The organism is Dyadobacter sediminis (assembly GCF_005860765.1).
GTDB classification, from domain to species: domain Bacteria; phylum Bacteroidota; class Bacteroidia; order Cytophagales; family Spirosomataceae; genus Dyadobacter; species Dyadobacter sediminis.
Window position 1 is genome coordinate 591,264 of record NZ_VCEI01000021.1, and the last position, 20,604, is coordinate 611,867.

At 45.7% G+C, this 20,604-nt stretch carries 15 protein-coding genes; 7 read left to right on the plus strand and 8 right to left on the minus strand.

Annotated elements, in window-relative coordinates; genetic code table 11:
* Nucleotides 1-433: 433 nt before the first annotated feature.
* Genes rpoN through FEM55_RS09790 form a run of 3 tightly spaced genes read left to right on the plus strand, consistent with a single transcriptional unit; the run spans nt 434 to nt 4,878 of the window.
* A complete protein-coding gene (gene rpoN, locus FEM55_RS09780) occupies nt 434-1,879 on the plus strand; it encodes an RNA polymerase factor sigma-54 (protein ID WP_138281143.1) in 1,446 nt (481 codons plus the stop codon).
* A 60-nt stretch (nt 1,880-1,939) separates the two neighbouring features.
* Nucleotides 1,940-3,397, plus strand: coding sequence for a sigma-54-dependent transcriptional regulator (locus FEM55_RS09785; protein ID WP_138281144.1), 1,458 nt, complete (start codon nt 1,940-1,942; stop codon nt 3,395-3,397).
* Between the two features lie 29 nt (nt 3,398-3,426).
* Complete coding sequence (locus FEM55_RS09790; RefSeq protein ID WP_138281145.1) at nt 3,427-4,878, plus strand: hybrid sensor histidine kinase/response regulator; 1,452 nt, start codon at nt 3,427-3,429, stop codon at nt 4,876-4,878.
* 96 nt (nt 4,879-4,974) lie between these two features.
* Here FEM55_RS09790 and FEM55_RS09795 read toward each other — a convergent pair whose 3' ends face one another.
* The 7 genes from FEM55_RS09795 to FEM55_RS09825 all read right to left on the minus strand — a co-directional run bounded on the left by FEM55_RS09795 (nt 4,975) and on the right by FEM55_RS09825 (nt 14,916).
* The gene (locus tag FEM55_RS09795) at nt 4,975-8,073 is read right to left on the minus strand and encodes an efflux RND transporter permease subunit (protein ID WP_138281146.1); all 3,099 of its coding nucleotides are present in this window, start codon (nt 8,071-8,073) and stop codon (nt 4,975-4,977) included.
* A 58-nt stretch (nt 8,074-8,131) separates the two neighbouring features.
* Entirely contained in the window at nt 8,132-9,247 is a 1,116-nt protein-coding gene (locus FEM55_RS09800) for an efflux RND transporter periplasmic adaptor subunit (protein WP_374756475.1), read from the minus strand.
* A 35-nt stretch (nt 9,248-9,282) separates the two neighbouring features.
* Nucleotides 9,283-10,530, minus strand: coding sequence for a TolC family protein (locus FEM55_RS09805; protein WP_138281147.1), 1,248 nt, complete (start codon nt 10,528-10,530; stop codon nt 9,283-9,285).
* 94 nt (nt 10,531-10,624) lie between these two features.
* A complete protein-coding gene (locus FEM55_RS09810) occupies nt 10,625-11,992 on the minus strand; it encodes a sensor histidine kinase (protein ID WP_138281148.1) in 1,368 nt (455 codons plus the stop codon).
* A 2-nt stretch (nt 11,993-11,994) separates the two neighbouring features.
* A complete protein-coding gene (locus tag FEM55_RS09815) occupies nt 11,995-12,681 on the minus strand; it encodes a response regulator transcription factor (RefSeq protein WP_138281149.1) in 687 nt (228 codons plus the stop codon).
* 9 nt (nt 12,682-12,690) lie between these two features.
* Complete coding sequence (locus tag FEM55_RS09820) at nt 12,691-13,851, minus strand: trans-sulfuration enzyme family protein (RefSeq protein WP_138281150.1); 1,161 nt, start codon at nt 13,849-13,851, stop codon at nt 12,691-12,693.
* 27 nt (nt 13,852-13,878) lie between these two features.
* On the minus strand, nt 13,879-14,916 hold the full coding sequence (locus tag FEM55_RS09825; RefSeq protein ID WP_138281151.1) for an App1 family protein phosphatidate phosphatase: 1,038 nt from the start codon (nt 14,914-14,916) through the stop codon (nt 13,879-13,881).
* A 46-nt stretch (nt 14,917-14,962) separates the two neighbouring features.
* Between FEM55_RS09825 and FEM55_RS09830 the strand changes: the two genes are divergently transcribed.
* The 3 genes from FEM55_RS09830 (at nt 14,963) to FEM55_RS09840 (ending at nt 18,443) form a co-directional block, all read left to right on the plus strand.
* Nucleotides 14,963-15,838, plus strand: coding sequence for a diacylglycerol/lipid kinase family protein (locus tag FEM55_RS09830; protein ID WP_138281152.1), 876 nt, complete (start codon nt 14,963-14,965; stop codon nt 15,836-15,838).
* A 104-nt stretch (nt 15,839-15,942) separates the two neighbouring features.
* Nucleotides 15,943-17,094: an alpha/beta hydrolase family protein gene (locus FEM55_RS09835; protein ID WP_138281153.1), complete on the plus strand. Its 1,152-nt coding sequence runs from the start codon at nt 15,943-15,945 to the stop codon at nt 17,092-17,094.
* Nucleotides 17,095-17,108: 14 nt separating this feature from the next.
* Nucleotides 17,109-18,443, plus strand: a complete 1,335-nt coding sequence (locus FEM55_RS09840) for a GntP family permease (RefSeq protein WP_138281154.1) — start codon at nt 17,109-17,111, stop codon at nt 18,441-18,443.
* Nucleotides 18,444-18,538: 95 nt separating this feature from the next.
* Here the strand turns inward: FEM55_RS09840 and sucC are convergent, their stop codons facing one another.
* The gene (sucC, locus tag FEM55_RS09845; RefSeq protein ID WP_138281155.1) at nt 18,539-19,762 is read right to left on the minus strand and encodes an ADP-forming succinate--CoA ligase subunit beta; all 1,224 of its coding nucleotides are present in this window, start codon (nt 19,760-19,762) and stop codon (nt 18,539-18,541) included.
* An 88-nt stretch (nt 19,763-19,850) separates the two neighbouring features.
* On the opposite strand from sucC, the gene FEM55_RS09850 reads away from it, so the two are divergent.
* Nucleotides 19,851-20,513, plus strand: a complete 663-nt coding sequence (locus tag FEM55_RS09850) for an ABC transporter ATP-binding protein (RefSeq protein WP_138281156.1) — start codon at nt 19,851-19,853, stop codon at nt 20,511-20,513.
* Nucleotides 20,514-20,604 lie beyond the last annotated feature (91 nt).

Here is a 20,604-nt window from a genome sequence, read left to right on the forward strand (position 1 = left end):
GAGAATCCGGAGCTTAAGAGCTTTATATACCTGTAGGTTCTTGTCAGGCCCAAGCAGAAATTCATCTGTTCTTCTGTTCTGAGATAAGGTTGGCTGCATGCAGGAAATTGAAAGTAACATGGTGAAATACCAATGGTTAGTTGCAGGAAAATGAATGAAGAGAAGTGATGCTTGTTAAATAAATTCCGGTGCTGTGAAAATCCGATCCAGCATTGAGTTCGGCAAATCCGCTGCTATTCAAATTTGTGAACAACCTCTACATTCTGAATTATTGTACTCATAATGTGGAATTAACTACGCAATCTTTATAAACAAGCTATTCTTTAAAGGTAGATTAGATAAAGAATTGTAAATTTAAAGCACGTAACAATAAAGCGGCTTGGCTTTACCCGTTTAGATTTAATAGTACTTAATTTTTACCCTTGGTTGCTATATGCAAAGACAGACGCAGACGCAAAGACAGACACTGAAATATTCTCCCTTGCAAATCCAGATGCTGAATTTACTGCATTTGACTACAATGGAGCTTGAACAAAGAATAAAGGAAGAATTAGAAGAAAATCCGATACTGGAAGAAGGCAAGGAGGACAATGCGTCCGAAGACAGCAGTGATGAGGCCCAGGACCCGACAGACGCCGTAAATTCGGGTGACGATACTTCGGTTCAGGATTATTACGACTGGGATGAGTTCAGAGATGATGATATTCCCGATTACAAAACATATGCAAACAATCAGACGGAAGATAATGAATTGTATACACGCCCGATGGTGGAAACAATTTCATTCCGGGATGATCTGAAACAGCAAATCCATTTTCTGAGATTAAATGAAAGACAGCAACTGGTTGCTGATTTTATACTAGATTCACTGGATGAAGACGGTTTTCTGAGAAGAGAAAGCGAAGTAATTGCAGATGACATTTCTTTTGCCAACAACATGTTCATTGATACCGATGAAGTGAACATGATGCTGAAAATTATCCAGCAACTCGATCCGCCCGGAATCGCTGCAAATGACCTGAGAGAATGTCTGCTTATACAACTGAACCGAATCGAAAACCAGGATGAAACCTGGAAATGGGCTTACCGGATCGTTTCGGATGCGTTTGATGAACTGGGATCAAGAAATTACGACAAGATCATGCGCATTACCGGGCTGGATGAAGAATCGCTCAAAAAAGCCATTCAGCTCATTACCACATTAAACCCCAAACCGGCTTCCGGATTGCGGAACGATTCCATCATCAATGAGAGCATCAAGCCCGATTTTATGCTCAGGTATACCGAAGACGGTGAAATAGAAGTTCAGCTTACGTGGGGAAACAGTCCGGCACTGAGGCTTAACAAACTGTTTACCCAAATGGCTGAACAGAAGAACGATAAAGCCACAAACCAGTTCCTCAAAAACAAGATGAACTCGGCAAAATGGTTTATTGACGCTATCAAACAGCGGGAAAATACAATGCTGAGCACGCTGAAAGCCATTGTCAAACTTCAGTATGATTATTTCCAGACCGGAGATATCAAGAAACTGCGCCCGATGATCCTGAAAGACGTGGCGGAAATTATCGATATGGATATTTCAACGGTTTCGAGGGTCACTACAAACAAATATGTGCAGACTCCGTTCGGAATCGTTTTGCTGAAAGATTTATTTACCGAAGGCGTTACAAATGAAGACGGTACCGAAGTTTCCAACAGGGAGATCCAGGAAGCAATAAGAGAAATCGTAAGTGAAGAAGACAAAAGGCATCCCTACAACGATCAGCAGATTACAGATATGCTTTCTGTTAAAGGCTATTCAGTCGCCAGAAGGACGGTTGCCAAGTATCGGGAACAGTTGAACATTCCGACTGCAAGACTGCGAGTAACTATATAAACGTTAAGAATAACTATACAAAAGCTTGGAACAAACTAAGTTTAAGCCCTAAGAACCTGCATGAAAAAAATTGTTGTTGTTGATGACGAGGCGGATATCTGCTTCTTGTTAAAGAGATTTTTATCAAAGAATGATTTTATCGTAGAAACTGCGCAAAACGGAAAAGACGGTCTTGCATTGATTGAATCCATTTCTCCTGATCTGGTAATGACTGATTTTCGTTTGGGTGATATTACCGGAACGGAGCTTCTTACCACAATCAAAACAAAGCGTCCCAACGTTCCTGTGTTGATCATAACCGGCTATTCCGATATTAAAGTAGCCGTAAACGTAATGAAGCTGGGCGCTTATGATTATATTACCAAACCGCTTTTCCCCGACGAAATCCTGGTTACTGTAAAAAAAGCCATTGCCGATTCGGAAGCGATAAGAAATGCAGAAACAGAATACATCTCACCCGTTGCGGGCGGAGGTACAAGCGAGCCTGTAAAAGCACCGCGCAAAGGTTACTCAAGATCAAAATCGGGCTATGTAATGGGCCAGAGCGATGTATCGGACAATCTGTTCCGGCAAGTCGATCTGGTTGCTCCAACCAATTTCAGCGTTATCATTTATGGGGAAAGCGGTTCCGGAAAAGAAGCCATTGCACAGGAAATACATAACCGGTCGAAGAGAAAAGACATGCCGTTTGTAGCCATGGACTGCGGTGCCATTTCCAAGGAACTGGCAGGCAGCGAATTGTTTGGTCATGAAAAAGGATCTTTTACCGGAGCATTGCAGACAAAGATCGGCCACTTTGAGATGGCAAACGGCGGCACGCTGTTTCTGGATGAAGTCTCCAACCTTTCGTATGAAATCCAGGTTGCGCTTCTTCGGGTCGTTCAGGAACGAAAAATGCGCAGGATAGGCGGTTCCAAGGAAATTGATCTGGATGTAAGAATCATTGTAGCAAGTAATGAAAGGCTGCTGGATTCGGCCAAAAACGGAAAATTCCGCGAAGACCTTTATTACCGTTTCAATGAGTTTACGATTGAAGTGCCGGCGCTCCGTAATCGTAAAGACGATCTGATGCTGTTTGCTTCAACGTTTCTCGAAAATACGAATGCAGAACTTAACAAGAATGTTTCAGGATTTTCGGAAGAAGTCAAAACTGATTTTCTAAATTATTCCTGGCCGGGCAATTTGCGTGAGCTGAAAAATGTGATCAAAAGAGCCACGTTGCTGTCAGATGGCGACCTGATCGAAGAAAAATCACTGCCATTTGAAATTGTGAATTACAGAAAACTGAAAGATCTGGATGAAGAGCCGGCTCCTGTAATTGCCAGTACGGTGAGCATTGCGGAACCTGTTGAGACAGACGATTCCAAGCCAAGTCTCAAAACGGTTGCCAATGAAGCTGAATACGATATGATCATGCAGGTTTTGCGTGATGTCAATTTCAATAAAAGCAAGGCCGCCCGATTACTGAATATCGACCGGAAAACGCTTTACAACAAAATGAAACAATTTGATATTTGATTACCGGCAACTGAGCGGGATGAAACAGAATGAATAACAAACTGATAAAAGTTCTTTTAGTTGATGACGATGAGGATGATTATTTCCTTACAAGAGAATATTTCCAGGATCTTTTAAACTGGAGATTTGATATTACATGGAGTTCTACGTTCAGAGAAGCTGTAAAGAACATCAAGGAAAACAAATACGATTTGTATCTGTTTGATTACCTGCTTGGCGAAAGCACCGGAATAGAACTGATCGAACAGGCATGTCAGCTGGATTGTGAGGAACCCATTATCCTGCTGACCGGAAAGGGAGATACCAAAATTGCCGTGGAAGCGCTTCGGCTCGGAGCCGCAGATTATCTTATCAAGAGCGAACTGGATGCCGAAAAGCTTGAAAGAAGCATCCGCTATGCACTGGAAAGAACTTCTGTTCTGAAAGCGTTAAGACACAGCGAAAGAAGGTACAGGCGTATTTTTGAAGAATCGAATGACTTTTTGTTCATCAGCGACCTGGCCGGAAACATCATTGATTTCAATACGTCGGCCAGCATGCTTACAGGCTATTCGGAAGAAGACCTGAAACTGAAGAATATTCTTGAAATCATTGAGGAACCTGAATTTGAAACGGATTGGGAAAATATCAAAGACCATACGATCCACGATCAGGAAGTGCGGCTGCTGACCAAAGACGGTGACAAAAAATACTGTCTTTTTTCCGCATCTGTGGAAGTAGACGACGATCACGCATACATTCAGGGACGTCTGCATGACATGACAGCCCGGAAACAGTCGGAAAGAGAAAGGCTGTTTTCTGAAAAAATGGCTGTTACCGGCCGTTTGGTACGCATGCTTGCACACGAAGTCAGAAATCCGCTGACAAATGTCAATCTTTCGGCAGAACAGCTTGAAATGGAGCTTGTTGACGAAGATCAAAAGTTTTATACACAAATTATAAAACGTAACTGCAACCGGATCAATGATCTGATTTCGCAGCTTCTCCAGCCTTCCAGCTCAACAGATATTGAACTGGTGGAAAGTTCTGTTCACATGGTACTGGAGCAGGCCATTGGCGCTGCGCTGGACCGTGTTCAACTGAAAAGGATACAGATTGTCAATCAGTTTGCAGAAGAAGAACTTGCGCTGCCTCTGGATTCGGTTTCTCTCCAGATGGCGTTTCTGAACCTGATTACCAATGCCATTGAAGCCATGGAAGAAGATCAGGGCGTTTTGCGGATCACAACAAAAAACCTGGGTGATTCCATTCAGGTTATTTTTGCGGATAACGGCTCAGGCATCAGCGAAGAGCATATGGACAAGATTTTTGAACCTTACTTTACCGGTAAAAACAACGGTATGGGCATCGGTTTGTCCACGACCATGAGCATCATCCACGCGCACCACGGACGCATCGACGTGCAGTCGGAAGTGGGTGTCGGAACTACTTTTACCATCAGTTTTCAGGCAAGTAACAGCCAAGAGAAAGCAGGTAAATAATTTTATCTGCATGCAAAAAGGGTACAATCCGGCATTTTAAATCAAGAACGGCAATGACATGCAGCTATTTACCCGCATATCATTGCCGTTTTTCAGTTAAGCCAATCTCTTTTTACGGTTAAAGAAATCGTAAATAACCGGGAAAATCAGCAGTGTAAGAACGGTTGCGGTTATCAATCCGCCGATAACGACAATTGCAAGCGGTTTCTGTGTTTCGGAGCCGATGCCGGTGGAAGTTGCAGCAGGTAAAAGACCGATTGCTGCCATCAGCGCAGTCATGATCACAGGCCGGATTCTTGATTTGACACCTTCCCGGATTGCTTCATCGAGTGACATTCTTGCCGCGAGATTTTTATTGAAAACTGAAACCAGAATGACGCCGTTCTGAACACATAAACCAAACAATGCAATAAAGCCTACACCCGCCGAAATACCAAAATTCATGTGTGTAACGTGCAAAGCAAGGATTCCGCCAATTAAAGCAAACGGAACATTGATCAGTACAAGGCCGGCATCTTTTGCATTGCTGAACATGATAAACAGCAGAATGAAAATGCCGATGAGACTGACCGGAACAACCTGACCGAGCCGGGCAGTGGCACGCACCTGATTCTCGAATTCTCCGGACCAGTTTACCGAATAGCCTTTCGGCAAAGATGAAAGCAACGGCTTTACACGGTTTTGTGCATCAGCAATCGTACTGCCCAGATCGCGTTCCCGGACCGAAAATTTCACACCGATAAAACGTTTGTTATTGTCGCGGTAAACAAATGCCGGGCCGGTTACCGTACGAATTGAGGAAATCTCCTTCAGAGGTATTTTGCCGCCTGTGAGCGTGGGAACCATCAGCTGCTGAATGTCATCCACGGTACGGCGGTACTGCTGTTCGTAACGCAGCCTGATATCGAACTTGCGTTCGCCTTCATACAGTATGGAAGCCGTTTTTCCGCCAATGGCCATTTCTATAACCGCTTGTGCATCCGCAATGCTTACGCCGTACTGCGCCATCAGATGATCGTGAAGAATTACGCTTACTTCCGGCTGCCCGATATTTCTCAAAATCCCCGCATCCTTGATTCCGGGTACGTCCTTGATTGCTTCGAGCACTTCGTTTGCCTTGCTGTTGAGCGTTTCAAGGTCATCGCCATAAATTTTTACCGCATTGCTGGCGTTCATTCCGGCTACGGCTTCGGCCACGTTATCGATAATCGGCTGTGAATAATTATAATTGATTCCCTGGAACTGTTTCAGCTTTTTGTCCATTTCTTCAATCAGCTGATCCTGCGTGATTTTTCTTGTCCATTCTTCTTTGGGTTTCAGATTTACCTGCATCTGTACGTAATAAAACCCGGACGGGTCGGTTCCGTCGTTGGAGCGGCCGGTTTGTGACAATACCCCATTTACTTCGGGAAATTCATTTAGCTTGGCACGCAGTACCGACACCATTTTGATCGTTTCGTTGAGCGAGCTGCTCATCGGCATTTTGGCTTCCACCCACAATGCACCTTCGTTCAGCGTAGGCAGAAATTCCGTTCCAAGAAACTTTGCGGAAAACAGGCTGATTACCAGAAATGCCGTTGCCAGCAAAACGCTGAGCCTTTTGCGCGCATAGCACCATTCAAAGCCGTTGCTTACAATGCGGTCGAAAAAGCGGACAACCGGATTGCTCTTTTCCCGTACATTTTTATTTAAAAGAATGGAGCACAGTACCGGCACCAGCGTTAACGTGTACAGCAAAGCACCAAGCAAGGCAAAACCCAACGTATAAGCCAGTGGGGTAAACATTTTTCCCTCGACTTTCTGAAAGCTGAAAATAGGAATCAGTGCGGTGATGATGATGAGTTTGGAAAAGAAAATGGCTTTGCCCAGTTCTCCGCCTGTTCTTTTCACCAGTCCGAGCTTGGACAATTTGTTATAACGGTCCATCCCGTTGCGATGCGCCAGGTGATCCAGCGCCACAAAAATCCCTTCAACCATCACCACGGCACCATCTATAATTATCCCGAAGTCAATTGCACCCATGGACAAAAGGTTTGCCGACATGCCTTTTAGTTTCAGGCACATGAACGCAAACAGCAAAGCCAACGGAATAATAATCGAAACGATAACCGTCGTGCGCCAGTCGGCCATGAATACAAAAACGATAACCGTAACGAGCACGATGCCTTCCACCAGGTTGTGCTTTACAGTATGCGCACAAAACTCGATCAGATTGTCGCGGTCATAGAAAGTGACCATTTTAACATCGGGCGGCAGAATTTTGGTGTTCAGTTCTTCCACCTTATCCTTTATACGCGCCAGCACTTCACTCGGGTTTTCGCCTTTGCGCTGCACCACAATTCCTTCCACCACATCGTCGTTGCCATCCAGTCCGGCTTGTCCGACACGCGGCATATCCGATTCCTTTACGTCTGCGACATCTTTTACAAGCACCGGATTGTCTTTTACAAACTCGACAATAATGTTCTGAATATCCGGAATGGAGTTCAGAAGCCCGATTCCGCGCACGACATATGCCTGACCATTTTTTTCAATTACGTCGCCGCCAACATTGACATTGCTTTTGGTAACGGCCTGATAAACTTCCAGCGGCGTAATGTTGTACTTTACCAGCTTGGTAGGATTTACCTGCACTTCATAGATTTTTTCACGTCCGCCGAATGCAACCACGTCGGCAACGCCCGGAATGCTTCTCAGCTGTCTGTCAATAACCCAGTTATGCAGCGTCAGCAATTCGCGGCTGTCACGATCTTTGCTTTTCAGGGTAAAACGGAATATCTCGCCGGTCGGGCCATACGGCGGCTGCACGTCGGGTTCCACGCCTTCGGGAAGCGAAATGTTGCGAAGCTGGTTATTGACCTGCTGGCGTGCAAAGAAATCTTCCACATTATCGTCAAAAATGATCTTGATGATGCTCAGCCCGAACATGGTCGTGCTGCGTACATTGGTTTTTTGCTGCACCGAATTCATGGCGACTTCGATCGGTACGGTTACAAACCTTTCAATTTCCTCGGCACTCCGGCCGTTCCACTGCGTTACAATAATGATCTGCGTATTGGTTACGTCCGGAAAAGCTTCCAAGGGCGTATCGCGGTAACTTACGATTCCGGCAACAATGAGCAAGCCGGTCATAAAGAATATGAAGAACCGGTTTTTCAAAGAAAAACCAACGATTCCCCGAATGAATTTATTCATCTTTTACTTTTGAATAAGTGAATCTTGATTGAATAATGACCCGCATTGAAACTTGCATTTAATCATTCAGCGCGTCATAAACGAGCAGCTGGTTTCTGGAAATAACCGTTTCGCCGGGTTTAAGCCCGTTGCTGATATATGCGCGGTTGGCAAGCGAACGGTACACTTCCACCGGCCGGGTTTCGATATTCGAGCGGCCGTGATAAACCATTACCCAGTTTTTGCTTTTATCAAAAATGATCGATTCGGCGGGTATGGACTGCATTTCACTGCCTTCCTCAAAATTCAGGCTTACCGTTGCATGCATTTCAGGTTTCAGCTTGAAACCGGCATTCTGAAGCTGGATCCTGATTTTCATGGCTTTGGTGTCAGGATCAAGAACATTGTATATTTTATCAACTTTCCCTTTGAATACCTCATCCGAAAAGCTGATTGTACGGACGTCCGCAGGCATCCCGAGCTTGACACGCGGAATGTCGCTTTCGTTGACATTGGCCATCACCCATACGTCCGTAATTTGCCCGACTGTAAAAAGACTTTCGGAATTGTCGGAACGCAGCTGCATGCCGCGGTTTACGTTTTTGTCGATGATAAATCCGTCTATCGGCGATTTTACAACGTAGTTGGTGGATTTTCCTAGTCCGTAAATGGAAAATATTTCCTTTACGCGGCTCAGTTCCGCTTTTGATTTATCCACCATTTGCCGGGCTGTAATCACGTCTTTTTCCGGCACCAGCTTGCTTTCAAAAAGGTCTTCCGTAGAAGAAAGGTTTTTTTGTGCGATCAGCAGGTCGGATTGTGCCTGAATCATTTGTCTTTCAAAATCAGCAACTTCACCGGACCTTATCGTAGCAAGTTTCTGACCTTTTTTGACATTGTCGCCCAGCTCAACATTGACTTCTTCAATGTTTCCGCCAACGAGGGGATACACTTTTATAATCCGGTTTTCGTCCGGAACCACTTTCCCGACCAGTGTCAGTTCATTGCGTACAGGCTCGGTTTTCACCGTATCCAGCTTTATTCTGCTTAGCATCGTATCGGAAAGCATAAAAGCTTTTGATTCTTCCGGCTGTTCTTTCCGGGTATCGCACGAGGTCAGCCACAAGCCGCATGCAGCCAGCATAACCATGTAAAATGGACTTTTCATCGGGGAATTATTAAAGGCAGATGCCATGATATTTGAAGTTTTAATCCGCGTGATTTGTATGATTATTGAAACAGTTCTTCGCCGACTACGAAATTCAGCTCTTCGTAAACCTTGATGCGGTCGGCCTGAAGACGGTTATATTCCCGGATGCTTTCGTTGTAAGTTTCAATGAAGTCGATGAATTCAAGCAACGTAATATTGCGTTTCTGGAAATTTTCAAAAATGCCTTTGCTGAGCAGCTGAAACTGGTCGGTAAACTGGTTTTCTACGCTCTGATATGCTTTTTCTGCAATGCCGACTTTCTGTACGGCAGCGTCAACTTCGTTGACAATACTGTTTTCTTTCAGCGTTTCGGCCGTTTTGTTGTAGCTGATGTTGCTTTTGGCCGCACGGATATTTCCCTGGTTCCGGTTAAAGAACGGAAGCGTCATGGACGCGGACACGCCGAAATAATTGTTCACATAATTGCTTGCCTGATCGTACACCGCGCCGATCTGAACATCCGGTTTGGCGAGGGCTTTCTGCAGTGTGTAGTTCAGCTCGGCCTGTTTGGTTGAAGACTGTGCGATTTTGAGGTCGCTGCGGCTTTGCAATGCTTTGTCTTTTAATGCAGCCGCGGTGTAATTTTCAAGCTGGTATTTTTGAATTTCCGAACTGTCCACAATTGCTTTGACGGGACGTTCCGTGTTCAGCAACGTGCGGAGGTCGCGCTGGTTTTCCTGAAGTTCGAACAAAATATCCGCGCGGTCGTTGGTAAGCTGAAACAGCAGCGCTTTTAATCTCACCACTTCCTTAAGCGAGATATTTTGTCTGTTATATTCCTTTTCAAAAGCCGTTACCGTGGTCTGAAGCGTATTGATCTGGTTACCGTACAACGATACGGTCTGGCCGAGATAATAAGATTCAAAGAAAATTTGTCTGAGCTCGAATTTCAGTGTTCTGATCAGGTCGTAGAATTGGTATTCGCTTTTCCGGGACGATTCAATATCCAGCGCGACTTGCTTGTTGCGCTTGCCGGCACGCGTAATCAGCTGCTGTATGTTAAATGCTTTTTGTCCCTGCTTGCCGATATCAAGCAATCCTCTGGACGGATTGTAAGCACTTATTTCTACACCGAAAACCGGGTTGTTCCAGAGCCTGTCCTGAATCTCAATCGACTTGGCAATGTCGATCTGGTATTTTTCAGCCAGGATTTCCAGATTGTTCTGGAGAAACAGGCTGTCTGCCTGCCGCATGGAAAGCTTCAACGTATCCTGCGCATGCAAAGCGCCTGAAATACATATAAAAAGCGCTATTATGTAAACTCGCATATTCTTTCTTTTAGAGTATGCGATATTCCGACTTCAGTATTACAGGAGGCTTAGAATAAAGTTAGAAAAAGATTAGAAAAAGGCATTGCGCCGTTCAGACATGATTGAGCTGTACCTGAAACTCGCTTCCTCTGCCAGGTTCGCTGGTTACCGAGATAACGCCGTGATGCAGTTCCACGATCCTTTGGCAAATGGAAAGTCCGATACCGAAACCGGGCAGCTCGGCAGCATTGGATGAACGGAAAAAAGGATTGAAAATATGAGGCAGATCTTCTTTGCCAATCCCGATTCCCTGATCGCTGACTTTGACAATACATGATTTTTCATTGGAAGAAATCAAGATCCGGGCGGTATGATCGGCTGAGTACTTGCATGCATTATCGAGCAGATTGGAAAAAACCCTTTTAAGCAGTTCTTCATTGCCTTCGATCACCGTTTCATTTTCATTTTCCGGAATCGTTTCATAGTCAATTTCAACCTTGTAATCCGGATGCGACGATAAAAGCTCTTCCTTTGCCAGGAAAGCCAGGTCTTCGATGTGAATGGGCGCCATTTTCATGCTGCCCATATTCTCGTACGAACGTGCCAAAAAAAGCAGGTTATTGGTGATGCTGATCAGCCGTTCCGTATCCGAAAACAGATTGGAAAACACTTCTTCCAGATCCGGATCGCTTTTGGTAAACCGCTGCCCAAGCTGAATTTCCGATTTGAGTGCGGCAAGCGGTGTTCGCAGTTCGTGCGAAGCGTGCGATACAAAGCTTTTCTGCTGTTCAAATGCTTTGTGCAACCGGTACAGCACCGTATTGAAGTTAATGGCAAGCTGTGCAATTTCATCTTTTCGGTTGCCTTCATCCAGTTTCAGGGAAAGGTTCTGCGCGGTAATGAGTGAAACCTGCTCGTTAATGCGGCTGATCGGCCGAAGTGCATTGCCGGCAAAATAAACGCCCAGCCCGACCGTCACCGCAATTCCCGCCAGAAGTCCCCAGCCCAGCGTGCTTTTCAAATTATTCAGCTTGCTGTGCCCGAAAGTGTCGTAAGCCGTTGCGAGTACAACCAGCGGCTGGCTTTCTTCCTGATACAGCAGCCCTATTACTTCACTTTCACCCTGATGGAATTCCATATACTTTTTTTTCCGGACTTCATTCAGTAAAGATGTCCGGTACGTAAGCAGTTTGTCGTCAACACTGGAATAAATCAGTTCGTTGGCGGAATTGAAAATCAGGACTTTTTCGTCCAGCATTTCAGAAAGCGTATTCTGGTCAATGGCTTTCAGCAGATCCTTGTCAATTCCTTTTACTTTTACAAGAAGCCGGCACGTTGTTCTTGCACGGCTTTTCAGGCGGTCATAAAATTCTTCCTGTCTGTAATGTTCTGAAACACTGTAAATCGCAATGGAAAACAGCAGCAGGATCGCGGCTACCAAAAGGGTAAACTGGAAAGCGATACGGTCTTTGATTTTCATTGCTATTCTTCCTTCATAATGTAGCCCATTCCCGGACGCGTATGGATCAGTTTGGCCGTAAAATCCTTGTCTACTTTTTTTCGCAAATAATTGATATATACTTCCACGACGTTCGTGCCGGGATCAAAATTCAGGTGCCATACATGCTCGGCCAGATCCATTTTGGAAACTACGCGGCCTCGGTGCAGCATAAAATATTCAAGCAATGCGAATTCTTTGGCGGTAAGGTCAATGATGTTTCCGCCGCGGCTTACCTGTTTGGTTCCAAGGTTCATTTCCAGGTCGGCAATTCTCAGAATTTTGTCAGGCGATTCGGGATTAAGCAGTTCCGAAACCCGCAGTGCAGCATGGATACGGGCCAGCAGTTCCCGGAAATCAAACGGTTTTACAATGTAGTCGTTGGCTCCGCGGCTCAGTCCTTCCACTTTGTCTTCAATTTCGCCGTAAGCCGTAAGCATGATAATGGGCAGCGAAGGCTTGTAAGCCCGTACTTGCTCGCAAACGTCGTAACCTTTCATGCCAGGCAGATTTACGTCCAGTAACAGCAGATCAAATCTCTTTTCCAGCGCCAGCTGTTTTCCGGTAATACCGTCATAAGCAATTTCAGCTTCCATGTTTTCCGATGCAAGTCCCCGGAAAATATTCTGTGCAATTCGGCGGTCATCTTCTACAATCAGGATCTTTTTCATTTTTATAAATCATAAAACGGAAAGTGCCTGATCCAGATCACGGATAAGGTATTCTGCATTTTCGAGGCCCACATAAACTCTGGCCATCCGGTGTTTTTCAACAGACGGATCAAATTGTCCGGGTGCCATGCCCGCTGCCTGCGGAAGGATTAAAGACTCATGCCCGCCCCACGAAACTGCTACCAGAAAATGTTTCAATGAATAGGTAAATCTTTCAATCTGCTCATGCGAAACGGCTTTCAGTACAATGGTAAAAAGGCCGCAAGCGCCTGTCATCTGCTTTTTTGCCAGTGAAATCTGCGGAAAATCATCGTCAAAAGGAAAAATGACTCTTTCAATTTTAGAATGATTTTTCAGAAATTCAATGACCTTTACCGTTGTTGCCGAAATATGTTCCAGCCTTAATTGTAGTGTTCTGATTCCGCGCAATATCAGCCAGGCATTAAACGGCGAGATGCCCGAGCCATTGTTCAGCAGCTGTTCATTGAAGATTTTGTTCAGCATGGCTTTTTTACCCGTCAGTACGCCGGCAACGGTATCGCTGTGTCCGCCGAGGTATTTGGTTGCCGACTGCAGGCTCAGGTCTATCCCAAAAGCATGCGGTTTCTGGTGCAGCGGCGTAGAGTAACTGTTGTCGATAATGGTCAGAATGCCCCGTTCCCTGGCCAGCTTGGCAACCGCCTCCAGATCCTGCAGCTCGAACGTATTCGAATTCGGCGATTCCAGATAAATGATCCGCGTTTCCGGCGTGAGCGCTTTTTCAAAGTTTTCAATCCGGGTACCGTCCACATAAGTGGTTTTTACATGGAAACGCGGCAGCATGTTGTCAAACATCCGCCATGCCCAGCTGTATGGTTTGTCCACGGAAACGATGTGATCGCCTGCACCGACATTGGCAAGCACGGCGGCAAAGATGGCGGAAGCGCCGCTGTTAAAAACCAGTGCATCTTCTGCGCCGTCCAGCGCAGCCAGTTTCTTGCGCAGTATTTCAATTGTCGGGTTTTTTCCGCGGGAATAAAGAAAAGCCGAATCTTCATCTTCAAACGCTTTCCTGATTTCTTCAAAGGAATCAAAAACAAAATTGCTGGTCTGAACGATCGGAGGCGCTACTGCATTGAAATAAAGGCTGCGGTCTTCGCCAAGTTCGTTCAGTATATGGGAAATATCCATTGGTTGTTTTGATGTAACAAAGATTGCTTACGGGTTTTCAACCGGCGGAGCAACTGCTTCCAGTATTTCCACAGGTGCTTCAAATACAAGCCCTTTTTCGAGCGAATGCACGATGGCTTTGTTGCTGTGCGCAAAATAGCACGTATCAATACCCAGATCCTGAATGCTTTTCATCAGGGATGTAGTCAGAGGTTTGCTTCGCTTGGTAGTCTGGCGAATGTAAACTGCACGAACCTTGTCCGGATAAGTCCTGCATATTTCCTGATAAATTTCCGGGTCTTTCTGCGAATCGTCGCCCAGTAATATAAACTGAAGTTCAGGATAAAACGTAATGATGTTATTGATCTTCCTCAGTTTATGATCGTGAGAACCGGCTCCGGTCATCACAAAATCGTCCAGCCCGGACTTGATTTTTTTCAGCTTCAGAACGGCTTTGGGCAAACCGTTGAGTTCGGCGAAGCGTACAATCATATCATACAAGTTCCATTCGCTGCTGGAAACGTAAAAGAAGATATTGCTTTCTTTCTGCGGATGCGTCCGGCTGGCAAACGAAAGCAGCTGATAATGCTTCACCACATCGTCGAACGGTTTCCGCGCCTGCACGTTTCTGGACAGCAGGATAAAAAGCTTTTTGAAAGAACGGCGGCTGTGTGAAATCAGGAACGTATCGTCAATATCCGAAATAATGCCGTACGACGTTTTATACGGGAGAAAAAACTCTTCTTTGCTGGAAGCATGATACTTTTTTCCGTCCACTTCATCGTCAACAGTAACTTCATACGTATGCCAGCCGCTTGGCATGGCTTCCTTGAACGGAACCTGAAAACGGAAATAACCATCTTCTTCGGCCCGCGTTTCCACCGTAAGATCGCCGATGCGTAAAACCACTTTCAGAAAAGGAAGCGTCTTGATCGAAAAAAGTTCAATGATGGTTTTTGCATATCGGAAACCGGTACGCGTGTATTTACGGTCGCCGGAAGGATATTTTTTTACGACATGCCCGAACACGACCAGTTCTTTTTTATTCGCATAACCGCGATACAATTTTAAGTCACAACGTTTCATAACTATCTTTATCCACTTAGACTTCAAGTCCCCTAATTTAGACAATATGTTTCCAGAACGAAAAGTTTTGTTGGTAGTAAATCCCATATCCGGTGATGTGGATAAGGATATTGTTTTTGAAAAAGTCATTGAAACAGCAGAGGCAGAAGGCTATGACCTTCGTATTTACTCTACTACCGGCGAAAACGACATGGAAACAGTCCGGGAAATGGTTGAGAATATCAATCCGGAACGTGTACTTGTAGCTGGCGGCGACGGTACGATTTCACTGGTTGCACAGGCCATTCACGGCATTGATGTCATTATGGGAATTATTCCGGTGGGTTCTGCCAACGGACTTGCAATGGATTTCGGGGTTTCCGGTTCTGTGGCACAGGCTACGGAAGTTGCATTTGGTACCAATTTCGTGGAAATAGATGCCGTTTCCATTAACGGCGAAATCAGCTTGCACCTGAGTGATATCGGCCTGAATGCCTTGCTTGTCAAGAATTACGAAAACAGCGATGTGCGCGGTAAACTGGGTTACGCAAAAGAAATGCTCAAGACGCTCAGCGAACACGAAAATTTCAGGGTTCAGATTAAAACAGATCAGGAAATCATTGAAACGGACGCGCTGATCGTAATCATTGCCAATGCGCAGAAGTACGGAACCGGCGTTACCATAAATCCTGCGGGCGACATGTCAGACGGCTTTTTTGAACTGGTTATTGCCAAAAAACTGGATTTTATCGAAACAGCCAAGATACTGGCGGGAAATACCGACTTCAATCCGGAAATCATGCAGGTTATTTCTGTTCAGAAGGCGGAAATAACCTGCCCGGACAAGGAAGCCCATTTTCAGATTGACGGAGAATACAAGGGATTGGTCAGCAAACTGGAAGCGCATATCATCAGTAAATACATTAAAGTAGCCATTCCGTGAAGCTTTGTCATTTCATTGTAGTTTCCGGAAAAATTGCCTGAATAAGTAGTAGCAACGGTTTTTGTTCTTTTGTCAGAAACCTGTTTATCTTATTACTGTTCAAGATGAAGACGATTTCATTGTTGCTGATTAATACTTTTTGCCTGGCCGCAGCGGCTTTCGGGCAGCAGACCGAATTATGTCAGGGTGCTTACTTTACTGAAGCACAAGGAAAGGAATTCCTGGAAAAACATGCGGTTTCATCCAGGCTGGAATGGGAAACACGCGCAGCAAAAATAAAAAAGCAGATCCGGGAAGGCATGGATCTGCAGAGTTTGCCCGCAAAACCAGCTTCCGCGCCGATTGTACACAGCAAAAAGGAAATGGACGGCTATACAGTTGAAAACGTAGCTTTTGAAAGTATGCCGGGCGTTTATGTCACCGGGAATTTGTATAAACCTTCCAAAAAACAAAAATCATATGCCGGAATTCTATGCCCACACGGCCATGGTGAGAACCCGCACGGAAGATTTCGGGAACAAACTCAGAAACGTTGTGCAACGCTGGCCAGAATGGGCGCCGTTGTTTTTGTCTGGGATATGGTCGGACAAGGTGATTCCCGCCAGTGTGAGCACAAGATGTCCAAAGCATTGAAATTGCAGACGATCAACAGCATCCGTTCACTGGACTTCTTACTGTCGGTTCCCGGCGTTGATCCGGAAAGAATAGCTGTTACTGGCGAGTCGGGCGGCGGAACGCAGACTTTTCTGCTGACAGCATTGGACAACCGTATAAAGATATCGGTGCCGGTGGTGATGGTTTCTGCTTATTTCTTTGGCGGCTGCGTTTGCGAGAGCGGTATGCCGATTCATAAAAACGGCGATTTTCAGACCAATAATGTGGAAATCGCTGCACTAGCTGCGCCGAAACCCATGATCATGATTTCGGATGGCGGCGACTGGACCAAAAATACGCCGGAAGTAGAATTTCCTTTTGTTCAGAAAATTTACGGTTTGTATGGCAAAAAGGATATGCTTGAAAGCGTGCACCTTGCAGATGAACAGCACGATTTCGGCCCTTCCAAAAGAAAAGCGATGTACGCGTTCATGGCGAAACATGCCAGATTAGACCTGAAAGCAGTAACGGACGCCCAGGGAAACATAAATGAAGCGCCTTCAAAAGTACTGGAAATAAAAGATCTGGAAGTTTTTAATGCCGCACATCCGCGCCCGGCAAATGCAATAATGGGCGATGAGGCGATATTAGGGCTGTTGTAGCAAAACCGGAACCCATGATTATCATAATTGTTCTGGCTGCCATTATTTTTATTGTACTCAGTTCCACGGTTCTGAAAATGCATCCGCTGACCGGATTGCTGCTGGCTGCCCTGGGCGTAGGCGTATTTGCCGGCCTGCCCATTGACAAACTGGCTGAAACCATTGGCAAAGGCTTTGGCGAACTGATGTCCAAAATCGGTTTAATGGTGATTCTGGGCTGTGTCATCGGTGCCATTCTGGACAAATCCGGCGCGGCGATCAAAGTTGCGGATGTCATTCTAAAACTGTTCGGAGAAAAAAGGCCGGCGTTTGCCATGTCCGTGATCGGCGGGATTGTCGGGATTCCGGTATTCTGTGATTCGGGTTTTATAATCCTTCACAAGCTGAACCAGATCGTAGCGAATAGAACCGGAAAGCCGCTGGGAACCATTGCTTTGTCACTTTCCGGCGGCCTTTTTGCAACGCATACGCTGGTGCCGCCAACGCCCGGGCCGCTTTCGGCAGCAGGAAACCTCGGCATTGCAGATTCGGTCGGTCTGGTCATTCTGCTGGGTTTGATTGTATCCGTTCCCAGCCTTTTTCTTTCCACGTGGTTTGCCGGAAAATATGCCCGCAACATGGAAACGGCGGAAAGTTCAGTCGTGGAAGAACCAGTTATCATTCCCGAAAGGCAGCTTCCTTCCGCCTGGAAATCCTTTATGCCTATTCTGCTGCCGATCATTCTCATTACGCTTGCTTCTTTTGCAAGAATCCTGAACTTTCCTGACGTATGGATAAAATGGTTCGGGTTTTTTGGCAGTCCGCTGGTTTCGTTTTTATTAGCTATATTTTTCAGTTATTCATTGTTTCCGGAACATCCGGCTGAAAAAATGACAGCCTGTTTCAAAAGTGGTATTGAGCATTGCGGCACCACGTTGGTTCTGGTAGGAGCAGGGGGCGCTTTCGGAGCAATACTGAAAGAAACAAGCCTGAAGGAAATAGTCAGTTTGTGGCTGATCAACAATGAAATGTCCGGAAGCTATTTGCTGCTGATTGCTTTTGTCATTGCCGCTTTTTTCAAAACCGCGCAGGGATCGACAACATCTTCCATGGTTTTGACGACTAGCATTCTGGCTCCGTTACTCGGAACGCTGGGATTTGTAACGCCCGTACAGATTACGTTAATAGTCATGGCCGTAGGCAGTGGCGCCATGATCGTTTCGCATACCAACGACGCCTGGTTCTGGGTTGTATCGCAGTTTACTGGTATTTCAACCAGAGATACTTACCGCACGCACACCATCCTAACCGGATTGCAGGGACTTGCAAGTTTTGCCGTAACGATGATGCTGTGGTTTTTGCTAAGCTGATTTTACTTCATTAAGGAGCAAAAAAAATCAGCCTGAGCAAACGGGCTGCTCAGGCTGACATTGCTGATTTATATGAATCTGGCTTCAGAACTTTATTAAAGTCCCAAATCTGCCAAAACTTCTGAAACTTTTGCTGCTGCTTCCTTGAATTCGATCGCAGAATAAACTTTAAGTCCGGATTCATTTATAATACGCGCGCCTTCTTCTGCATTGGTACCCTGCAGACGAACGATAATCGGAACCGGAATCTCACCAATTGCCTTGTATGCTTCCACAACACCCGCAGCAACACGGTCGCAACGAACGATACCGCCGAATATGTTGATCAGGATTGCTTTTACATTAGGGTCTTTAAGGATAATCCGGAAACCGGCTTCCACGGTACGTGCATTGGCACCACCTCCAACATCCAGGAAGTTGGCAGGCTCACCGCCTGACAGCTTGATAAGGTCCATGGTTGCCATGGCAAGCCCGGCACCGTTCACCATACAGCCTACGTTTCCGTCCAGCTTTACATAGTTCAGGTTATTGGCTCCGGCTTCTACTTCCAAAGGATCTTCCTCGTTGGTATCGCGCATTTCTGCAAGTTCGGGATGGCGGTACAACGCGTTATCATCCAGATCCACTTTTGCATCAACGGCTAGAATTTTATTGTCAGATGTTTTTAAAACCGGGTTGATTTCAAACATGGACGAATCGCTTTCGACGTAAGCCTTGTAAAGGGAAGTGATGAATTTCACCATTTCCTTGAAAGCATCGCCTTCAAGACCCAGTGCAAAAGCAACTTTACGCGCCTGAAAAGGTTGTAATCCTACTTTCGGGTCAATCCATTCCTTCATGATTTTTTCCGGCGTGTGCTCGGCCACTTCTTCAATGTCCATACCGCCTTCCGTACTCGCCATAATCACGTTACAGTTTCTGGCACGGTCCAGCAGAATGGAAAGGTAATATTCTTTCGGTTCGCTCGGACCCGGATAGTATACGTCTTCAGCAATCAGGACTTTGTTTACGCGCTTTCCGTCTGCGCCGGTCTGATGCGTAACCAGTACTTTGCCCAGAATGTTTTTGGATATTGTACGCACATCTTCAACCGATTTTGCAAGGGCAACGCCACGTTGTTCTGTTCCGACGATCCGGCCTTTTCCACGTCCGCCGGCATGGATCTGTGATTTTACAACATACCATTTGGTACCAGTCTGCTGGCTAAGCTCACGTGCAACTTCTACCGCCTTGTCCGGCGTGTCGGCTACGAGCCCTTCCTGAATACGCACACCGTATTTTTTTAGGACGCTTTTGCCTTGATATTCGTGAATATTCATGAGTATAAAAGTAAATTGGTATTTTCACGGCAAATTAAGGAATTATTCAAAACGGGCGTAGGTTTCCGTCCAATTATCTTTTCGGATCATGAATTTACTTCGGGCGCATGGGATCAGGCGTACATACGGGTCTTTACAAGTATTGAAAGGCATTGATCTGGAAGTTGAAAAAGGGGAAGTTGTAGCCATTGTAGGCGCTTCCGGAGCAGGAAAAAGTACTTTTCTTCATATACTCGGCACGCTGGACAGGCCGGAAGAAGGACAGGTTTTTATTGAAGATACAAATGTTTTTACCCAGAAAGACAAAGACCTTGCCCGGTTCAGAAATGAAAAAATCGGGTTTATATTCCAGTTCCATAACCTGCTTGCCGAGTTTACAGCGCTGGAAAATGCATGCATGCCCGGCTATATCAACGGGGATATGAAAGAAGCGGATATTCTGAAAAGAGGGAAGGAGCTGCTCGAGATGCTCGGACTTTCGGGAAGAGCGGATCATTTGCCGTCACAGCTTTCCGGCGGTGAACAGCAGCGTGTTGCCGTTGCAAGGGCTTTGCTGAACAAGCCGTCGATTGTACTGGCAGACGAGCCCAGCGGAAACCTTGATTCCCATAACGCACTGGAACTGCATCAGCTTTTCTTTAAACTGAGAGATGAATTCGGGCAGACTTTTATAATCGTTACGCACAATGAAGATCTGGCTGAAATGGCCGACAGGCGACTTGTCATGCAGGATGGACTGATGCTGGAATAAAATAAAAAAAATATTTTTTACTTCATGTGTGACCTGAATAAACTTCTGCGTCTAAACAATGAAGTTTTTCATAACGTTGAGTAAAGCAAAT